We start from the raw sequence: 18992 nt of genomic DNA, 5'->3' as shown, positions 1-18992 counted from the left end.
TATGTTCAACGACGACTTGGCGTAGAGGACAACAGACGCTCGCAACCTTGGGCATCCGCTTTTAAATGGTCACTTAATTGACGTTGCACTTGTTCGTAGTTCACGTCGTTGATCAAGTTCCGGGTTTCCAACGGATCTGTCTGGTAGTCGTACAGTTCCGACGCGACGACATTGCCGTTCTTGTTCAGCCACAGCGTGTAACGGTATCGCTTGGTTCGGTACGAATACCCAATCGCACCTTTTTTCTTGAACACGGTCAGAGCGCCATCACGCACCGATTCGGTGGAACCGTTGATGACCGCTAACAGGCTGCGTCCGTTGATTCCGCTGGGAACGGGGATTCCCACAAGGTCGCAAAGTGTTGGGAACATGTCGTTCAGTTCCGCCGGTGCAAGCGTTGTTGGTACGGCGGTGCCGCGGTGAGGCCGGATGATCAGCGGAACGCGTGTGGCCTGCTCGAGCGTGGTGTGCTTGCCCCAAATACCATGGTCGCCAAGATGAAATCCGTGATCGCCCCACAATAGGATGACGGTGTTGTCCGCTTCGCCAAGCCGCCGCAACTCGGAAACGAGTCGCCCGACCTGGGCATCGACGAACGAAGTGCATGCGTAGTAACCGTGGATCAGTTCACGTTGAAGATCACTTGGGATCTCGCCTTCTGATGGAACTCCCTCGTAGCCGCGTAACTCCTCGCTATCGTGAAGCGCGTACTCGCTGTCGTTTTTGATTCCGACTTGATGAACCGCTAATTGAAAACGATCACGTTCGTAGAGATCCCAGTACTTCTTTGGAGCGATGAAGGGCAAATGCGGCTTCTTGAACCCCACCGCCAAAAAGAACGGCTTGCCAGACCCACTTAGTTTTCGCATCAGTCGAATGCCATTGTCCGCGATCTGTCCGTCGCCCAAATCGCTATCGGAAACGTCCGGCGCCAAGGTCACCTGCTTGACATCGTTGAATTCAAGCGATGAGTACTTGGGGCTTACGAAGGGAATCGACCAAGACGGCGCGTCGAGCGATTTCTTGTTGTCGACACAACGCGGATCGTAGATTTTTCCGGTGCCCGCGCTGACATACCCTTGGTTCTTGAAGTGTTCCGAGAGCGTCAAAACACTCGGGTTCTTGGCTCGCATGTTGGTTTTCAGATCCATCACGCCGACCGCTTCGGGGCGCAAGCTGGTCATCAAACTTGCTCGGCTGCCGCCGCACACCGGCCATTGGCAGTGCGCGTTTAGAAAAACCGTTCCCTGCCTCGCGATCTCGTCAATCGAGGGGGTGATGGCGGTTTTGTTTCCGTAGCACCCCAGAACCGGCTTCAGATCGTCGATGGCGATGAACAGGACATTGGGGCGTTCCTGCTGAGCCAGCGCTGTCGTGCCAATCACCAAACCGAGAACCAATGATGTCCATCGTGCAATCATTTCGCTTCTACTAACACTCGAAATTGGTCGATGAAATCCGATGGCTCAGAGGCTTCTCGGCCGTGAACGTGCAACCGGAATGTGATTGTTTTTCGATCGGAACTCAGTTGAAGCCTATCTGCGAATCGGTCGTTCCCTTCGATGGAATCTTCCAGTCCGGTATCCCGATCCCCAGGATATTCCGTGTCAGGATTCAACAATGACGCGTCCATTCGTCCCGGTGCCGCCGCAACGATTCCGACAACGGGATGCGTGAATGAGATCTTGCCCTTCGCGACCAACGCTTGGTTCGTGCGGCGGATCGAGCGTGGTGCCGCAAGATGAACTAAGAACGTATCGACCAGCGTTCCGGCCGCGATGGTTGCCCCGTTCGACTGAAGGGTTGCCGGTCGGCCGGGTCGATCGATCGTCACGGGCAAATCATCCCCAAGCCGCACGGACTTCTGTTCTGCGAAAACGGTCGCCCGGCCAATGTCGACCAACTCGCTTCTGACCCGCCGCACGGATCTTGGCGAAGAAACAAGAAGTTCGACGTCACCGGAAACGTTTGGAAGGTGATCGAGGTCTTCGATCTTCTCCGCGAAACGGCTTCGGTTTGGTGCCATGAATTGCGGGACGCTATTGATGGAAGCCAACAAGACCGCCTCGCCCGCTTTCAACGTTTGCCCTTTCCGATCACCCACCCGAATCGTTTCCGCTTTGCCTTCAAAGACGTGGACCTCCATTGCTTCGTCTTCGCTGGCGATGATCCCGATCCGCGTTCCCCGGTCAACAACGGTTGCCCAAGGCGTCTTCACGCGAAATTCCGATGCCGATGGAGGAACCGACAGGCTAAGTGAACCGGAATGAAGCGTTGCTTCGTTCACACCATCGATCGAGAAAACGGACGGAGCTTGGACCAGCAATTCAGCCTTGTTGTCGTATCGCAAACGCACCGCACCGCTTACCAGCGAGTAATGAGTTGCCGACAAGCCTTCGCCGGGTTGAACTTGCCGACCGCCCGACCATACCGGCTGGTGAGAGTCGACGAGGGTCGCGTAAGTCGATGCCGTACTCGGTCTTCCGAAGCGGATCAAAACGAACACTAGCGTCGCGGCGATGCAGGCCATCGCGCCGACGCTGATGACAGTCTTGCGAGCGGGACGAAGAGGCGAAAGACTTGGCTTCGCGGATTGAACCAGAACAGGCGGAGCCGGACGCGGAGCGATTGGGAGCTGTCCGACCACGGGCGGTAGCTCATTGGCCCAATCGAAAGTCTCGTCGTCAGAGAGACTGGCGCCAAAGTTCGCCGCGGCCTCCGATCCTGAATCCGACTGCATCCTTGCGATTTGCTCCAGACCCGAGCACAGCGCCATGAACCGGCGGTAAAGCTTCATCGCGGCTGGATCCGCCAGCAGCGTTGATTCCAATTCGGCAAGCTCCTGCGAGGAAATCGTTTCGTCGCGAACCTTGCCGAACAAAAACAGAAGATGCTTCGACGCGCTCTCGGACCTCTTCATGCGACACCCGAAATTTCGTTTTGCACGCAGTTCATCAATCTCGCGTAAAGCGTCTGAAGCAATCGGCTCATCCGCGTGTCGGTGTATCCGATCTCTCTGGCCAATTGCCGCGCGGTGACCCCGGGCTCGTGCCGTTTGATTAGCAAATCCCGATGCGGCTGTTCGATTTTTTCCAGGCAGCCGTGCAAGGCCTCCAGCGAATCGTGGCTGTCCGTGTCCACCTCGGCAGCCTGGGTCAATGCGTCGACTAACTCCGTGGAGAAGCAAAGGTTTTGCCGCTTGTGACTCTCAAAGTGCTTTAAGATTCGATTGCGAGTAATTCCAAACACCCAAGCATCGATCGATCTCGACGCGTCAAATCGGTGCGAGTTCTCGATCGCGATCACAGCGACTTCCTGCAAAATGTCGTCGACGTCCGATGGATTGAATACCATCGACCGAATGAATGCGCGCAGCTTGGGCTGAGAAAGGGCAAAGTAGCGAACGATCTCGGCGTTGCACATGACGACGGCAGAAAAGACGAAAGAAATGGTCGACGGATCAACGGGGCTTCAGCGGTGGCGGTCTCGCGGCAGTTTCGCTGCATCTGCAACGCGATTACTTCCCACGGCAAGAACCTTTTTTGCGAGAATTCTGCTCCAATATCCGTTTTTCTGATTTCCGAGGGGCGTTCGTGGGCAAATCTTATCCATTGTTGATCGACGCAGGTATCCCGAGCGTCAGCCTGGACATTCGCGACCCTGGATTCTTTCAGGATTCTTTCAGGATTCTTATCCGGCCTACCAGCGGATGCACGATCGCTGTCCGGTTTGGAAGCGTCCCAATAATTGTTGAAAGTTGAAAGATGGTCTCCCGAGGGGCAGAATCTGCCCTTCGCAACTTTTCAATTTTCGTCGGCTGCAACCGACGGGGAGACCATCATCAATGAAGCTAATCTTTTGGAATCACTGGGGCAAGTTTCGGCAGCTGAAACCGGACAGGTCTTTCGCGACTTCTTGCGGGGTCACGTGCGTGAGATGATCTGTGAAGTCATGGCCGCCGAAGTCACTGAGCTGTGCGGCCCCAAGCACGATCCATCGCCAAGCGATCACTATCGCGCCGGATCGAGTTCAGGTCGCGTGCTCTACGAAGGCGAACGCGAAGACGTCGTCCGGCCTCGAGTTCGCCAGAAGTCGGGTGACGGTTCCACTGACGAAGTCGAGCTGGCCACGTACCGTGCTGCCAAAGACCCTCAGCAGCTGCAGGCACAGATTGTCCAAGCGATCGTCTCGGGTGTGAGCACTCGCGGCGTTGAAGAGATCAAGCCGAATTCTCCCGGTGTCAAACGGTCGAATGTTTCCTGGCTTTGGCAGGAAGCGGGAAGCAAGTTTGTCGAGCAACTGCGAGCCAAAGATCTTCGCGGTGCCACTTGGTGTGCGTTGATGCTTGACGGCATTCGTTTGAGCAAAGATCAGACGGCCGTGGCGGCACTTGGGATCGACAGCGAAGGCCGCAAGCATGTCCTGGACTTTGCGTTGGGCAGTAGCGAAAACTTGGAAGTTTCTCGTGAACTGATGAGCCGAATCGTCAAGCGTGGTTTCACCTGCGAGCATCGCTTGTACGTCATTCTCGATGGCAGTGATGCCCTTCGCGGTGCGGTCGTTGAGTTTTTTGCCGACGCCGTCATCCAGCGTTGCTTGGTCCACAAGGAACGTAACATCAAGGGCAAGCTCTCGAAGCGTCATTGGGGCGAGCTAGCACGTCTGTTCACACGTCTTCGCAGCGTTCAAGGGATCGAAGCTGCCCAAGAGGTCTTTGGTGAGCTCAAAGCGTTTCTGAAACCGATCAACGCCGAAGCGTATCGGAGTCTGCACGAAGCCGGTGATGACCTCTTAGCGTTGCATCGTTTGAACGTGCCCAGCACGCTTCACCGCTCGCTACTGAGCACCAATGCGATCGAGAATTCGTTCTTGAACACACGTCGCAAGCTCGGCCGCGTGACGCGATTTCGAGCAGAGACCGATCAAGCAAGTCGCTGGCATTCGTATGCGTTGCTAGAGGCCGAGAAAGGCTTCCGCCGAATCTCCGGCCACTCGTCATTGCCCGCACTCATCGTGGCCCTCGCACGCCCACCAGCCAATCCCGAGTAAACCGTCTTCGCCCCTCCTGACTTCGCCTACGGCGAAGTCAGGAGGGGCGAGCTTGTTGCAAACTCAAACCCAAATACCTACGTTTTCACCAGAGAGACCATCAAGAGTTTCAACAACGAATGGGACATCCCCGATGCTTCCCGAACGCGAGTCCCAGACGACAAGATTGTCCCCGGCAACGGTCGGAGCGACCGCCACCACACGACTGCCATCGGGCGATAACGCAATCTGGACAGGATCAGCCGACATGCGTGGAACCTCATCGAGGGACTGCAGCACGACGGTCGGCCTGAGGATCGCTACGTTGGCTTGGTCGGTTGTCGGCGTCGAGCGTCCGCAGCCAGTCAACATCGGCAGCCAACAAAAAGCTGTCAGTAGATAATTACGAAAAGTCACTTTGCGTACGCCTTTGATGAGGCAACAGAATCAGTCATGATTCTCGGCATAACGCTAGCGGCCCGTGCCGTTCGTCGCTGGTAACCGACAAGGATTAGCGCGACAAGGAAAGTTGCGATAGCGGGACGGCGACAGAGGTGCATGACTCAATCCTCCCGCAGGTTCATGGATTGCATTTCCATTTCTTGCTGCATTTCCTGTTCATACTGCGGAATGTCATTCGGTTGGTACTGCTCAACTGGTAGCGGCTGATTCTGGTCAAAGATAAGTAGTCCCCCGATCAAAAAGATGACGAGCAAGATCGGCACAAAAATGCCGAGACAGTCCGCAATTGAATTCGCAAGCCCCATTCTTTTGGAAGCCTTCCGAACCGAAAACCCGATTATCACAAGGACAGCCACACTGACCACTGCCACGATGATGAAGAAAGCAATTACCTTGTCAGGCAGGTGAACTTGGGAAATCATTTTCAAACCGATCGAGCAGAAAGATGTGCACTCCTATCTATTAGCGTCGATCTGAACTCAGGATGACGGCAACTCTGCAAACTTTCTTGCAAAAAGTTTTTGCGGTACTTTTCTAAACTGTGTCGCGATCCCATTCGCATTTGTAGGCTCTTTCATAGCGTAGAATTCAAGCGATGGAAGACCAACCATGCTCGATCCAAATCAGCCTCCAGTTGCAGAACATCAATGCCAGCCAGTACACCAGCAGGCGAGTGCTCAGAGTGTCGACTTCCGTCCGGCAATCATGATTCAGCGGACCACCAACGTCACGACAAGAAATTTCGTATTCGCCGCCTGCACGTGTTAGCTGATGTGATGTGGCTACTGGGCGTCCTGCTTCTCTACATCTGCTCGTGGCCCGCTTGCGAGTTCATGATTCCCGAAGACCGAAAAGTCGTCTCGATTTCCGAAGACGGCAGATACCTCGCTACGGTCAGGAGTCCCGCAAAGCTGGTGAAAACGTTTAGTGGACGCGTTGAACACAAAGGCGATCAGCCTCCACAGGGCCCCATCGAGATTTGGGATGCTCGAGGCGGGGCAATGATTCAGTCCATTAATTGCGGTACGGATATCGTCGGTGCGGTCCATTTGATGGATCATGGAAACCTAGTCGTTGTATCGTTTCATGATGGAACCGGCCGAAATTCCTACATCAGTACTTGGAATAAGGGCACGACGCAGACGACGATTTCGCGTATTCGGGGAACGCTGCATAGCTGTGCCGACGTCGATGGCACCACGATCGCAGTCGTCATGGAAAACTTTTCTGGTGCAAAATTGATCGATCTACGCTCTGGAAAAGAACTGTCGCAGTTCGCGTCGGGCCAATTTCAGATGACCGCTCTCAGTTCGGACGGATCTCGGGTCGTCACGGTGGAAAGAGGCATCGAGGACGGTTACCAAATTCGAGTATTGGAAACGGGCACTGGGAATCAAATCGGTTCCTTTCTCGAACCGAACTATCCGAAAGCTTTCACGTTATCTCCGGACCAAGAGACTTTGTGGATCGTCGTCGCGGACGACGCGAATTTCGAAGTATCGCTCCATGGATGGGACATCGAGTCACAGCAGCGACACACCTCGATCACTCCTGCCTATAAGTCGCAATCCCATGCGATACTCAGGTCGGCCTACAATCTGACATTTCTGACGCCGTCCTTTCTGCAAGTAACCGCCGCGGGGCACTATCCTGCCCTGATACAGGTGCACGAAGAATCGATTGAGATTGTGGACGCAGACACCAGTGGCGACCTGTTTACCGACGATGGATCGCTGCAAGTTTCGATGGAGTACGATCCCGCTGGCAACGAACTGCTTATCGTCAGACGCATGGTGGAACGTGGCGAGGTCTTTCGCCTGGCGACAAGCGGACTACTGCTGGGGTTGTCACCGGACATGCGTTACGTGGCAATTCCAAAACTCCAGACGAACGGTTTATCAGCGTTTCGTGAAAGGCTCTCTGGTCTGCTCCAGTCCCCGCCACAGCATACTCCGCGTTCAGCTCGCGAAATCCACGCGGTGGATCTTCGAGATGGAACATCCCGCCTTGTCGGAGTTATGCCACGACATCGATTCAAACATTTTGTAAGCGACGGATTCATCGATGGCGGGAAACGAATCCTGATCAATAACTACATTTGGGAATTCCCAGGGCATCGCCCGTGGGCAATGATCTTGCTGTTGCCTTCGCTTTTGGTCGTCGCCATGGTCTGGACGGTGAAGCGGTGGCGGCACGCAGAACCATGACCAAATGGCTGGCAAATTGCTGCCAGGAGTTGGCATTTGCTCACCCTCAGCACTCGTCTGCACGAACCTCAAATCTTCCAAATTGACTTCTCATGCGTGGCACACTCACTTCACTGATTCTGGTAACCGTCGTCGGTTGTGGAGCGAACGAAGTCGCTCACGAGGTCGAGATCCCGTCGCACCTAAAAGCTCTACAAGAATTGGGAGCGAGCGTTTTTGGTCCCGAGACTGACGGTACCTATTCCGTTAACTATCCAAGTCCTACCGATGATGGACTGGCACACCTCAAAAAGTTGACCAACATTCGCTCGCTCAAGCTTGGTGGTGGTTCGCTCGAACTTGGTCGTAACGCGTCCATAACGCCGGTCATCACCGACGCTGGCTTCGAGCACGTTGGGAACCTGACCAGTTTGAAACGGTTGGTCATCTACGGTGACATCTACGTCAACGACGCGGGCTTGCAACACCTCGGGAACCTGACCAACTTGGAGTCTCTTACTCTCCGCGGTGAAGGAATTACCGACGCTGGCTTTGAACACCTAAAAGCCCTGACTGATTTGCGGAGCCTGACCCTTGGGGGAACCAACGCAATCACCAACGCTGGCTTGGTACACCTCAAGCCGTTAACTCGACTTGACTCCCTGGCGCTCTCAAGCAACGAAATCACGGATGCTGGCCTGTCTCATCTGCGAGATCTTTACCCCTTGCGCGATCTAATCCTCGTCTGCCCAGGAATCAGCGGCGCTGGGGTGGAACATCTAAAGCGGCTATCCTACAGCTTGGAAGATCTCTCTCTTTCCAACAAGATTTCTGACGTCGGGTTGGAGCACATCGGGAGCTTTACCAGACTTGAGCACTTAAGCCTCACTGGTAGTGAAATCACGGACTCTGGTTTGAAGCACATTGGTACTCTAACCAACCTGCGATCCCTAACGCTCCGGAGCGATCAAATCACCGACGCTGGTATCGAACACATCGGCAACCTGACGAACCTGTATCGCTTAAGCCTTACCTGCGGCAACATCAGCGACGCTGGGATGCAGCATATCGGAAAGCTGACAAACCTGCAGACTTTACATCTCGGTAGCGATCAGATTTCCGACGTTGGTTTGGAGCATCTCAAGGGTCTAAAAAACTTGACGAGTATGTCGCTCAATAGCCACTCAGTCACGAAAACTGGAGTTGAAACGCTAATGTACGAATTGCCGAAGCAGTGCTCCATTCAAGTATACGCAGAAGGACGTGATCGCTGGTTGTTTTATCGAGAAGATTGATCTGAGACCACTTCATCTGGCATCATTCTGTGCACAAGGCCGATGCAAAACGACTTGGCGATTTGATCAATGACGCGTTGTTTTGCGTGCCCCGCTTACCACAAGAAAATCAAAGACATCTGCACCTGTTCTTCTACAGTCTATCTCGCTGCGCAAGTTCCTTGATGAGCGCGCCGGAATTCGCGTCGAGCATGACGACTCGACCTTGGCCTCCGACCGCGATCAATTTGTTGTCCGAAGAGATCGCCAGTCCTTCGACCCAGAAAGGAGCTTTGAACTCGTGAGAAAGCGTTTCAGTCTCAAGGTCAATGACTTGAACCAATTGCTCCTGGTTGGCGACCACAAGCAGTGAGCCATCATCCGAAAATGTCCCGGCGTTCGTCGGCCCAACGGTTGGCAAGTCCGAAGCGTCATCAGGGTCGCCATTCGAATCAGATAGACTCCACACTTTGGAACCAAATACGCCGCCGGCCGCCACTTTGGTGTCATCTCCGCAAAATGCAACAGCCGTCACATCATCGCCTCCCATTCTCGGGTCCCAGGATCGAATGAATGTCGAATTGGCGTCCATTGGAATGGGCCAAATCTCAATCGCTTCCTGACGCCTTACCGCCAAGCGTGTTTGGCTCGCTGAAAATGCGGCACTGATGTATCCATACTTCGGCGGCGATTCAAATACTTTTGTGAAAGTCGCCAAGTTCCAAACCGTGAACGGTGCCACCAGCGAATTGTTTCCGTACCCAGCGTTTCCACATGCCACCAAAACCTTCCCGTCGGCTGAAACCGCAACACTCGATATCCGATGGTCACTATTCCGGAATTCCTCCGTGCCTTTTTCCCTATTGAAGACGGTGAAACCGCCACTGTTCCACTGGTCCTCATAGCAAACAATCAAACTCGCCGAATCGGGCGTGAATGTGAGTGATAGAACCTCCCGTCCACCGTCCATTTCTTGTAACAGTCTGCCTGATTGGACATCCCATATTCGAACGCCGCGATGAGAATAATCAAACTCTATCGCTGTTGCTAGGTAGTTGTCGTCAGGAGAGAACACCAGTGACTTCACCTGTCCCCCATCGTACGCATAGCCCTGCAACTGCTGCTCGTGCGTTTGCTGAAGCTGGCTAGATCGTTGCTGGTCGATCGAAACTTGCCAAGCGAGCCCAAGCATCGCGACCAGAATGCTCAGGGCTCCAGCACCAAGTGAATATACAAATCGAGTCTTCGTTGAAGGAGGAGCGGCAGATGGTCCAGCACTGCGCAAATGCCGTAGCAGGAACAGCAAGCCGATGCTGATGCCAAACAACACTGCACCAAGAAAGACCAAGTAGACTCCGAACTGGCCGATCGTCCCCTCCCCGAAGAATGGCTTGCGATTTGCAGATAACGCAGCGACGCAAATCAGGACAACTCCAAGTGCAGCAAGGCAGCCAATCAAGCACAGCCAAGCAATATAGATGGCTCTGGCAATTTGATCGATTTTCGGTTTACCCACAATCAGAAGCGCACCAAGCAACATCCAGCCAAGCCCAAAAAATGGAATCAAAGGCGTGAAGTGATGGAATGAATAGACGCTCGCCTGCTCAGGTTTCATCAAGCAGAACAGCAACGGTGTGATGAAAACCAGCAACGCGCCGAGAAAAAAGTGAACCGCCACGAACGTGCGGCGGCTGGCGAGGGATTTCAACTTCATAGCTTCCACCGCTTCACCAGCGTTATGACCACAACTATGACCAGGACAACGACAACAATCACTGCAATCGCGCCTAGTAACAAGGCAATCCCGATTGCGTTGCTTGCTTCAGGCGTCATGTGTGCAATAAACATGTTCATGTTTGACCCTCGGGTTTAGTGGACTGAGCGTGCATGCGACGTAGCAAGGCAGGTCGCAATCTGCTGGTGACCGACTCGAAGCACAGCAACGAGCCCTGTCAGCATCAACAGGCAAGTCACCACGATGTCCACTTCGGTGGGTATTCTCGGCAGATAGTGTGAAATGAACGAACCGCCGTAGGAGGTGTCGACGTGGCCAAGACTACGGCAGTAGTTTTCCGCGATTGTCAGCGGGCATGCATCGATGAATAGCAATGAAAGGCTTTTGACGAACACAATTGACAGGTAAAGGCATTGCCACCACCGCAACCGAGCGACATGAAAACGATTGGTGACGACGGCAATTGCGCCGAGAAAATCCAAACCGATAATACTGGCATGAATGACGACGATGGCCGTAATGACAATATCCAAACTGCCCATGTTTCTTATGCCCGAGCGACGATGCGAGGAAGGACTGCGAACAACAAGGCTGCAGCGCATGCGAAGGAAGTTTTTGAGCCGATGAGAACTTGATTTGGATATACTGAATGCAAACTTAACCGCCTTACATACGAATGATTCCGGCACCAGCAGCCATCCCCGAGGAAGAATCTGCACGCCGACCTGATGACGTCAGCAAAGTGAAGACGCTACCTATTGGATACAGCGTCGGCGGAATGGTGGGCATGACTCGGAAAAACAATAAAATAGTTGCTTTGGCTCTGGAAATGTGAATTACGATTCCGTTGACCCTTCAATCGCAATCAGCCCTTTGTCCTGAACGCGGATCGTAAATGATCAATACATCGCCTGCAGCCCCGAGTGGTTCGGACATCAAGTTGTTCGCCCCATGTTTTCTTTGTGTTGGTTTTTGATAGTGGCGTGGCGGTCTTGCCTCGCCTTGTTCCGAACCTATCGAGACGCGTTGGTTTCAGCAAGCTGGATGTTGATTCTGTCCAGAAACGACAAAAGCCGGCGTTGAGCCGGCTTGGGTGAATGGGTTTCGTTGTTGTTTTTGAACGGTCGATCGATGGGGTTATCGAGACTTCGGTTGACCCGCCGTCATTAGATGATTCTTCGTCGGGTTGGACTGAATGCACGACGGGATCCGGCGGCATGCCGGGATAGTACTCGCCGGGATGACCTGGTGGCAGGTCATCTGGAGCCGAGTGTCCAGGAGGGACGTGGTAGGGATGGTCGGGCGGAAGTTGCGGCCAGACGTGGATCGGCGGGTAGGGTTCGATCACGGTGGGCTCTTCGGGCTCGGGTGGCCAGGGGAAATCTTCGGGCCACCAAGGCGGACGGGGGCCAAAGTCGACGCTCGAACCGTCATCATCGGTGGAACTGCCTTCGGGAACGTACGGCGATTCGCTGCCGGGCGGATCAAAGGGCGGCACGAAAGGAGGGGGCGGCATTTCTGGCTCGAAGGGTCCATAAGTCATTTCAAAGCACTCCGTTGCAGGGGGTTGGGATGGACGAACTTGGTGCGACGTGATGGGCATAGGCCGCATTGCGGGATAGCTTTGGTTTCGATGAAGGTGCGCAGTTCATCGTCGCTGGCGTTGGTGGCGATCGCTTTGTAGTCACGGAACAGTTGCCACTGCGGGAGATTTTGCAACTTCAGCTTGGCTTCGAGCTGAGCGAAGTAAGCGAGCGCCGGGCATTTCCACAGCACGCCGCGGTGAAGCTGTGTGCAAGTCTTCTGCATGCAGACTTTGAACGCGGCTTCCGGTTTGGTGTCGAATGGCATCGGCTTGCCGTTTTCGACCTTGTATTGCCGCATCCAGCCGCGATGGGATTGGCGGATTTTGATTTGGATGCCAGGGTGATCCTCTCGCCATCGCCAAACAAGATGTTTGACTTCGCGGAATCGTTTGACGTAGTCATCGTGCGTACCGTGCTGGCTGACTTCGAGTCGGCAGTTCGTTTCGAGCAGGATGGCGGGTAAGTCGGGGAAGCGATGCAGGAAGAAACCATTCGTGACCAGCATGAGTTCGCTATCGGGCCAGTGTTGCCGTGTGAGTCGGATGTGCTGGAGGATTTGCGGGTTTAGGAGTGGCTCGCCGCCAAGTAACGCGAAACGGCGTGGTTTGAGCCGATGCGACCAATTCGCGTAATCCGCCCCGGCATCCTCGACTGTCGGCATTTTGCCCGCTACATGAAAGTTGCTGTAGTGGCTGCATTGTTGGCACGAGAGGTTGCAACCGTGTGCTAGGTGATATTCCAATGCGGGTAGTGCGATCATCGCTTGGTCGCCTTGATTGCTAGGGTCACGCGGAACGCTCATTGGTGGATCGGCGATCCGTGTAGAAGGCGATCCGGGGTGTGCCAGGATTTCGCCGGCAGTTGAAAACCCGCCGACTTAAGTGCTCCGTGCGCGAACTGGCTGCAGTAGATGCGTCCATTCGGGCGGGAGTTAGGATTGAAGAACTGCTTCAATCCATATCGCCGCCCGACGTTTTGCCGGACATAGTCGCGGATTCCATGCGTTTGTGCGGGCGTGAGCGGTTCGCCTGGGGGAATGTACCGAATGATCCAAGGTTTGCCGGCCGCGTAGCGAGTCAGTGGTGTGCATTTGGCTCGTGGGAACGTCGATTCGCAAACCTTGCCGTCAATCACGATCGCGGTGTGCGTGTAGTGCGTTCCGGTCACGCGAGAAAGGAAGTTGCCGAAACGTCCTTTCAAGCGGGACATCACCAATGTGCCATCGGGGTAGTTTTGGCCTGAACATTCAGCGCAGACAAAGACCAAAAACATCGACGCTGCGAGGCATCGCATGAACGCGTGCATGTGAGAACTCCATTTCGTGTCAACGAGATTTACCAGAGGCTTCGTGACTGAATGGATCGATGATTGGTTGGTCGGGCGGTTGGGTTGGTCGGTGCGTTGGCTTGATGGTTCGAAACGAGTGATGGCGCTAACGCCAGATAACTCGTTCGATTCCGTGTTTGCGGACGGCGGTTCTCAGGAACTCGGGTCGCCGCCGCCGGTAGCCGGGTGGGTCGATGTGTTCGTGCTTGAACGAATGGGAGATGTCGCAGGCGACGTTGACGCCGGCGATCTTGCATCGCCAACGATTGGTGCGGCGACTTCACCCCACGGGCGCCACGTGCCGGCGGGCGTCGCGTCGACCAAGCCAACGCCGCTCTCGACGCCGCGTCGCACCAGGACGCCACCGACGCGGCCGTGTGCGGTCTCCCCGCGACCAAATAGGTACTCCTGCCGCATGGGAAGACGATTTCACCGGCTACGTCGTCGACTACGGGTCCTACCCCGACCAGCAACGAGCGCACTTTAGCCTTCGCGACGCCCGCCACACCTTGGAAAACGCCAGTGAAGGCACGGGCCTTGAGGGCAGCATTTATGCCGGCCTCGAAGCGCTCACCTCGGATCTGCTAGGCCGCGAATGGCAACGCGACGACGGTGCAGCCATGAAGATTGGCCGTTGCCTCATCGACGCGAACTGGGGTCACTCCACCAACGTCGTTTACCAATTTTGCCGGCAGAGCCCGCACGCGTCGATCTTGCTTCCGTCACACGGTCGCTTCGTCGGTGCGTCCTCGAACCCATTCAGCGAATACAAACGGCGGCCTGGCGATCGCGTCGGTTTGAACTGGCGTGTTCCGTCAATCAACGGCAAGCGAGCGATCCGCCACGTCATCTATGACACCAACTGGTGGAAGTCCTTCACCCACGCTCGTCTCGCCGTGTCGATGGGCGATCGTGGCTGCCTTTCGGTTTTTGGCGATCGCCCCGACATGCACCGCATGTTTGCCGAACAAGTCACTGCCGAGTACTACATTAAAACTGAAGGGCGCGGGAGAACGGTAGACGAATGGAAGGCGAGGCCGGAGCAACCTGACAATCACTGGCTCGATTGCTTGGTCGGTTGTGCCGTCGCCGCTGCGATGCAGGGAGCCTTGCTCTTCGGCACCGACAATCAAGCCACCAACCGTCGAGACCGAGTAAGTTTCAAGGATCTTCAGCGCAAGAAGAGAAGCTAGCAAGACTGACTGCTAATGTGCTCCGGTCGATGAAACCGGAGCACTTTTGGTGAGGGCCATTTCGGCGCGTCGGTGTCCGAATCCTGAAGACACCGAAGCGGTTTCCCCCAATTACTTCGAGCGTTCGGTCGATGCACCCGCCTTCACGGAGCGAATCGCGTTCGTGCGGTCGGTGTGGTTCACCGCCGCAGGCTGCGCTCTTCGTACGTTGTTGGCTCGGTTACTTGGGTCTGAGTCCTTTTTGGGGAGCTTTGACCGAGTCATACGCGGCACACAAAGAGCGGGAGAAGGCTCGTGCAGAAACCCAAAGGTCGGGAAGAAATGGTTCGCACGTTCATTTTCCCTGCTCCCTCATCACTCAGACGTGGCTTTGTAGTGCTGACTGCCTTTCAGCCACTCGTATTCCGCGTATTGGTATGGCCTGTCAGGTGTTCCCCACAAATCGGGTGCATTCCCTTTGTTCCATTCGTCCCAGCGAGCGAGCATTGATCGAACCCGCTCGGGATGCGATGCCGCAACATCCGTCGTTTCGCCGAGGTCGTCTTTCAAGTTGTAAAGCACGGCCTTGCCCTTTGCCGTCAAGAGCTTGAAATCTCCTTCACGAATCACGCCTTGACGAGTCTGCCCGCGACCCGTGTGCCAGTACAGAACGTCATGCGGTGCTTTGGTTGACTGCTGTGTCATGTATTGCTGAATATCTTTGCCATGAAGCCCGGCTTGTGCCGGATCGCCGCCGGCCATCGCGATCGAGGTCGCGCCGATATCCAGCGAGGAGATCATCTCATCCAGAACAACGCCTTGCGGTGTTTTTCCAGGCCACTTCACAATCATCGGCACACGTAAACCGCCCTCGTACGCCCTTCCTTTGCTGCCTCTCAGCGGCCGGTTGTCGCTGGTTCTGCTCATCCCGCCGTTATCGCTCAAGAACCAAACCACGGTATTCTTGGCAATGCCCAGATCATCGATCTTGGACAAGAGCTGCCCTACGCCCAGATCCAATTCATAAACCATGGCTCCATAGACGCTGCGAGCCCCCGGCTTTACACCGGGCACCTTACTCATCTTGTCCTCTGGGAAATTCGCAATCGTTTCCTCCGGTGCCTCAAGATCAAGGTGTGGGGCGTTGTAAGACATAAACAGGAAAAACGGTTTCTCGCTGTTCTTATCCATGAAAGCGATTCCCGCATCGGTCAGCTCGTGCGTCAGATACCGCTCCCTCTTCACCGGAGTCTGGTTGTGAATCAGCGGCAAAGTGTGATGGATGTCACGCCACCTCGCAGGCCGCTTTAACGGATTGTACTTTCCTTTGTAGGAAGGATGATCCAGCGGGTAATACATCAATCCGCCGCTAAGGAATCCAAACCAGTCGTCGAAGCCCATGGAGTTAGGATGCTGGTCGTTGGCTGTACCCATATGCCATTTTCCCACCCCACCGGTCACGTAACCTTGTTTCTGCAAAAGGCTGGCAATGGTTTCCATTTTCGGCAGACCCTGCTTGGGATCGAACGGCAGCGTCGCATTCTTATAGTAGCCAAAGCTGGCCTGATTCCGGCCAGTCAAAAATCCTGCGCGCGAGGGGCCGCACATGTGCCAGGTCACATACCCGGACGTGAAGCGCACGCCATCACTGGCCAGCTGATCGATATTCGGCGTCGGGATGTCCTTGCAGCCGTAACAGCCAACGTCATTGTAGCCGAGATCATCCGCCATAATGACGATGATGTTGGGCTCACCGGCGGTACTCTTGGCAACGGAAAAACACGCACCCAACAGGCAGATAACGCAACAAAGTCTTATGCAATTTTTCATCTATTGATTCTTGTCCGTCCTGTTTTTGTTCTTCCGTATAAACTCGATGACCGGCGTCGGGTCATTCATGCCGTGCGAGTGCCCCTTGTTCTCGATGATCACAGTGATGTCTCCACCGAGCGCTTTGTAACGCTGCTCAAGGATGGCGTCCTGCTCTTCATAGATACAACAGTCATCCTTAGAACCGCATACCGTCAAAATGGGAACACCGGCTTTGGCCAATGGTTCCAGCAGGTCGATCGGGCTGATTTTGGCGGCGAGCGCTTCTTCATCAGAGGTGAACCCGTATGCTTTCTTCAGTCCTTCCCAGGACGGTAGGTGACCCTTGAACTTGGATGAACTGCCGGGCACCTGGGCACCTCCGGGCCAGCTCCTCAAATTAAGGACGCCGTTGTCGACGTAGATACTTTCCACCCTTTCAGGATGGGTGGCGGCCCAGCGAAACAGTGCATTCGTCTCACGGCTCATGGATGCCATGGAGCACCTTTTGGAAAACCCATACTCCGTTGTCAGCAGGTCATACGCGGCGTCAATCCCAGCATTCCCTTTGGGATGTCCATATACATGCCCCGCAGAAAGCACAACATGATACCCCTGCTCAACCAGTTTCAGGTCAGCATCGTGAAACTTTGGAATTGCCTTCCAGAACATGCCACTCCTCCACATCCAGGGCTTTCCGGGTGCAGCTTCCTTAGGGCACACGACAGACAGATAGCCCTTTGCCGTCTTCACTTTGTAGAGATCAAACCCTTTGAAATCGGTCTTCTCGCCGGGGAATGCATTCCCTACAGGAATCTCAACATTCTTCGGTCCGGTTTTCGCGGCAGGTCTGGGCGCGAGTTTTGGGGTTGCCGTTCTTACTGGCTTATAGGTTTCCAGCAAGGCCTGCATCTCCTTCACCACTTCAGGGTACTCGTTGTAGAGATTTGTGGTTTGGCTCACATCTGCAACAAGATCGTAAAGCTGAGCGGGTGGAGCGTCCTTCTTGATCTTACCGTTCTCAATGTCGTTGTTCTGATAACCCGCGTACGTGATCGCTGCCGGACCGCCGAAGGCATGTGCGCCTCGTTTTGCGGCCGTGAATCCGCCACTTCCCTGCGCTCCAATGTACATCCACTTGCCTTTGCGAACGGCCAGATGACTTTGCCTGCTGGGAGCGAGCACGATGTGATCTCGCAGCGGCTTCGATGGATTGCCCGTCAATGCGGAAAGTACATTAACGCTGTCGCGTCCGTGCCCATTTTTCAATTGCATGCCCGTTAAAGCTGCGAACGTTGCGATCATGTCGATGTTGGAGATCAACTCGTCCGATACGGACCCAGCTTCAATCTTTTCAGGCCATCGCGCAATAAAGGGCACACGATGTCCGCCTTCCCAGGCTCCGAACTTGAAGCCGAGCAGTTCACCATTGAGACGATGCCCAGCGTCCCAGGCATTTTGCCCACCGACGTTGAACATGCCACCGTTGTCGCTGGTGAAAATGACAAGCGTATTGTCCGCGACGCCTTGTGCTTCTAACGTTTTCATCACTTCGGCCACGATCCAATCGAGTTCGTGTATGAAGTCGCCGTAGGGGCCGCACTTACTCGTTCCCTTGAACCGTGGTGCTGGTGTGAATGGATGATGGATATTGGTCGTAGCCAGATAGAGAAAGAATGGATTCTTCCCGCGATTCTTAATCCAGTCGACCGCTTTTTCTGTCAGTGTCGTTCCGACTGCTTCGTCGTCGTACAACGCATGAGCCGCGTCAGCGCCACCAATCTGGTTCACTCCCATCTTCTCGAAGAACTCTCGGGTCTTCGCTTTCTTGCCGAAGACGAAAGGATCATCAGGAACGAGCCCAACGACTTTGTGATTCTCAACATAGACGAACGGCGGGTGGCTATTGACGACCGGAACGCCGTAGTAGTAATCAAATCCGCACTCCAGCGGTCCAGGCTTCAGCTCGCCGTTCCAGTCGGGAGCACGATCTCCGAATCCAAGATGCCATTTACCAATACAGGCAGTATCGTATCCGGCGTCTTTCATCACGCTGGCCGCGGTCTGCTGTTTCGTATCAATCACCAGACCAGTTTTCAGAAAAACCGGTTTGCTGAGATTCCTGCGGTGAGGGTACTCGCCGGTCAGCAGCGCGTAGCGCGATGGCGTGCAAACAGCAGACGCCGAATGGGCATCCGTAAAGCGACGCCCTTCCACGGCAAGCTTGTCAATGCCAGGCGTCTTTACTTTGGTTGCGCCGTAGCATCCCACATCGCCATAGCCTAGATCATCGGCAAAGATCAAAACGACGTTCGGTTTCTCTGCCGCAAACGCATTTCCCGCGAACAGAACCAAGGTCGATAAAATAAGCATGTAGTATTTCATTGAGAGCTTTCGAGTGATTCCTACGTTGA

16 protein-coding genes are annotated in these 18992 nt (G+C 54.7%); 4 read left to right on the top strand and 12 right to left on the bottom strand.

Going from position 1 to position 18992, the window contains the following annotated elements; all coding sequences use genetic code 11:
* Positions 1–5 precede the first annotated feature (5 nt).
* Genes Poly51_RS16680 through Poly51_RS16670 form a run of 3 tightly spaced genes read right to left on the bottom strand, consistent with a single transcriptional unit; the run spans position 6 to position 3423 of the window.
* Positions 6–1421 carry a sulfatase gene (locus Poly51_RS16680; RefSeq protein ID WP_146458912.1) on the bottom strand — a complete coding sequence of 472 codons (1416 nt, stop codon included), beginning with the start codon at positions 1419–1421 and terminating at the stop codon, positions 6–8.
* Positions 1418–2920 carry a FecR domain-containing protein gene (locus Poly51_RS16675; protein ID WP_146458911.1) on the bottom strand — a complete coding sequence of 501 codons (1503 nt, stop codon included), beginning with the start codon at positions 2918–2920 and terminating at the stop codon, positions 1418–1420. Before Poly51_RS16675 ends, Poly51_RS16680 begins: the two co-directional genes overlap by 4 nt.
* A complete protein-coding gene (locus tag Poly51_RS16670) occupies positions 2917–3423 on the bottom strand; it encodes a sigma-70 family RNA polymerase sigma factor (protein WP_146458910.1) in 507 nt (168 codons plus the stop codon). Before Poly51_RS16670 ends, Poly51_RS16675 begins: the two co-directional genes overlap by 4 nt.
* 324 nt (positions 3424–3747) lie before the next feature.
* Between Poly51_RS16670 and Poly51_RS16665 the strand changes: the two genes are divergently transcribed.
* On the top strand, positions 3748–5049 hold the full coding sequence (locus Poly51_RS16665) for an IS256 family transposase (protein ID WP_146458909.1): 1302 nt from the start codon (positions 3748–3750) through the stop codon (positions 5047–5049).
* Positions 5050–5112: 63 nt separating this feature from the next.
* On the opposite strand, the gene Poly51_RS30500 is transcribed toward Poly51_RS16665, so the two are convergent.
* Complete coding sequence (locus Poly51_RS30500) at positions 5113–5298, bottom strand: hypothetical protein (protein ID WP_186775612.1); 186 nt, start codon at positions 5296–5298, stop codon at positions 5113–5115.
* A gap of 293 nt (positions 5299–5591) precedes the next feature.
* Positions 5592–5912: a hypothetical protein gene (locus tag Poly51_RS16655; protein ID WP_146458907.1), complete on the bottom strand. Its 321-nt coding sequence runs from the start codon at positions 5910–5912 to the stop codon at positions 5592–5594.
* A 579-nt stretch (positions 5913–6491) separates the two neighbouring features.
* Here Poly51_RS16655 and Poly51_RS16650 point away from each other — a divergent pair.
* Complete coding sequence (locus Poly51_RS16650; protein WP_222435875.1) at positions 6492–7697, top strand: YncE family protein; 1206 nt, start codon at positions 6492–6494, stop codon at positions 7695–7697.
* Between the two features lie 92 nt (positions 7698–7789).
* The gene (locus Poly51_RS16645) at positions 7790–8971 is read left to right on the top strand and encodes a leucine-rich repeat domain-containing protein (RefSeq protein WP_146458905.1); all 1182 of its coding nucleotides are present in this window, start codon (positions 7790–7792) and stop codon (positions 8969–8971) included.
* 133 nt (positions 8972–9104) lie between these two features.
* On the opposite strand, the gene Poly51_RS16640 is transcribed toward Poly51_RS16645, so the two are convergent.
* The 5 genes from Poly51_RS16640 to Poly51_RS16620 all read right to left on the bottom strand — a co-directional run bounded on the left by Poly51_RS16640 (position 9105) and on the right by Poly51_RS16620 (position 13480).
* A complete protein-coding gene (locus tag Poly51_RS16640; RefSeq protein ID WP_146458904.1) occupies positions 9105–10664 on the bottom strand; it encodes a WD40 repeat domain-containing protein in 1560 nt (519 codons plus the stop codon).
* Positions 10661–10804 (bottom strand): hypothetical protein, encoded by a 144-nt coding sequence (locus Poly51_RS30495; RefSeq protein WP_186775611.1) that lies wholly within the window; start codon positions 10802–10804, stop codon positions 10661–10663. Before Poly51_RS30495 ends, Poly51_RS16640 begins: the two co-directional genes overlap by 4 nt.
* 15 nt (positions 10805–10819) lie before the next feature.
* Entirely contained in the window at positions 10820–11404 is a 585-nt protein-coding gene (locus Poly51_RS16635; protein ID WP_146458903.1) for a DUF2784 family protein, read from the bottom strand.
* An 820-nt stretch (positions 11405–12224) separates the two neighbouring features.
* Positions 12225–13073, bottom strand: a complete 849-nt coding sequence (locus tag Poly51_RS16625) for a radical SAM protein (protein ID WP_146458902.1) — start codon at positions 13071–13073, stop codon at positions 12225–12227.
* Complete coding sequence (locus Poly51_RS16620; RefSeq protein ID WP_186775610.1) at positions 13070–13480, bottom strand: hypothetical protein; 411 nt, start codon at positions 13478–13480, stop codon at positions 13070–13072. Before Poly51_RS16620 ends, Poly51_RS16625 begins: the two co-directional genes overlap by 4 nt.
* Positions 13481–13818: 338 nt before the next feature.
* Between Poly51_RS16620 and Poly51_RS16615 the strand changes: the two genes are divergently transcribed.
* Positions 13819–14790 carry a terminase gpA endonuclease subunit gene (locus Poly51_RS16615; RefSeq protein WP_186775609.1) on the top strand — a complete coding sequence of 324 codons (972 nt, stop codon included), beginning with the start codon at positions 13819–13821 and terminating at the stop codon, positions 14788–14790.
* Between the two features lie 354 nt (positions 14791–15144).
* Here the strand turns inward: Poly51_RS16615 and Poly51_RS16610 are convergent, their stop codons facing one another.
* Both Poly51_RS16610 and Poly51_RS16605 read right to left on the bottom strand, forming a co-directional pair.
* Positions 15145–16599 carry a sulfatase-like hydrolase/transferase gene (locus Poly51_RS16610; protein ID WP_146458899.1) on the bottom strand — a complete coding sequence of 485 codons (1455 nt, stop codon included), beginning with the start codon at positions 16597–16599 and terminating at the stop codon, positions 15145–15147.
* The gene (locus Poly51_RS16605) at positions 16600–18963 is read right to left on the bottom strand and encodes a sulfatase family protein (RefSeq protein ID WP_146458898.1); all 2364 of its coding nucleotides are present in this window, start codon (positions 18961–18963) and stop codon (positions 16600–16602) included.
* Between the last annotated feature and the right edge of the window lie 29 nt (positions 18964–18992).

The sequence above is a fragment of the Rubripirellula tenax genome, assembly GCF_007860125.1.
GTDB classification, from domain to species: Bacteria; Planctomycetota; Planctomycetia; order Pirellulales; family Pirellulaceae; genus Rubripirellula; species Rubripirellula tenax.
The sequence above is the reverse complement of the archived record's forward strand: the minus strand, read 5'-3'. Positions and strand labels throughout refer to the sequence as shown.

Bases quoted from the DNA above. Each gene is read 5' to 3' on its own strand.
- Poly51_RS16680 (WP_146458912.1), bottom strand. From the start codon at position 1,421: ATGATTGCACGATGGACATCATTGGTTCTCGGTTTGGTGATTGGCACG.
- Poly51_RS16675 (WP_146458911.1), bottom strand. From the start codon at position 2,920: ATGAAGAGGTCCGAGAGCGCGTCGAAGCATCTTCTGTTTTTGTTCGGC.
- Poly51_RS16670 (WP_146458910.1), bottom strand. From the start codon at position 3,423: ATGTGCAACGCCGAGATCGTTCGCTACTTTGCCCTTTCTCAGCCCAAG.
- Poly51_RS30500 (WP_186775612.1), bottom strand. From the start codon at position 5,298: ATGTCGGCTGATCCTGTCCAGATTGCGTTATCGCCCGATGGCAGTCGT.
- Poly51_RS16655 (WP_146458907.1), bottom strand. From the start codon at position 5,912: ATGATTTCCCAAGTTCACCTGCCTGACAAGGTAATTGCTTTCTTCATC.
- Poly51_RS16650 (WP_222435875.1), top strand. From the start codon at position 6,492: ATGATTCAGTCCATTAATTGCGGTACGGATATCGTCGGTGCGGTCCAT.
- Poly51_RS16645 (WP_146458905.1), top strand. From the start codon at position 7,790: ATGCGTGGCACACTCACTTCACTGATTCTGGTAACCGTCGTCGGTTGT.
- Poly51_RS16640 (WP_146458904.1), bottom strand. From the start codon at position 10,664: ATGAAGTTGAAATCCCTCGCCAGCCGCCGCACGTTCGTGGCGGTTCAC.
- Poly51_RS30495 (WP_186775611.1), bottom strand. From the start codon at position 10,804: ATGAACATGTTTATTGCACACATGACGCCTGAAGCAAGCAACGCAATC.
- Poly51_RS16625 (WP_146458902.1), bottom strand. From the start codon at position 13,073: ATGAGCGTTCCGCGTGACCCTAGCAATCAAGGCGACCAAGCGATGATC.
- Poly51_RS16620 (WP_186775610.1), bottom strand. From the start codon at position 13,480: ATGTCCCGCTTGAAAGGACGTTTCGGCAACTTCCTTTCTCGCGTGACC.
- Poly51_RS16615 (WP_186775609.1), top strand. From the start codon at position 13,819: ATGTCGCAGGCGACGTTGACGCCGGCGATCTTGCATCGCCAACGATTG.
- Poly51_RS16610 (WP_146458899.1), bottom strand. From the start codon at position 16,599: ATGAAAAATTGCATAAGACTTTGTTGCGTTATCTGCCTGTTGGGTGCG.
- Poly51_RS16605 (WP_146458898.1), bottom strand. From the start codon at position 18,963: ATGAAATACTACATGCTTATTTTATCGACCTTGGTTCTGTTCGCGGGA.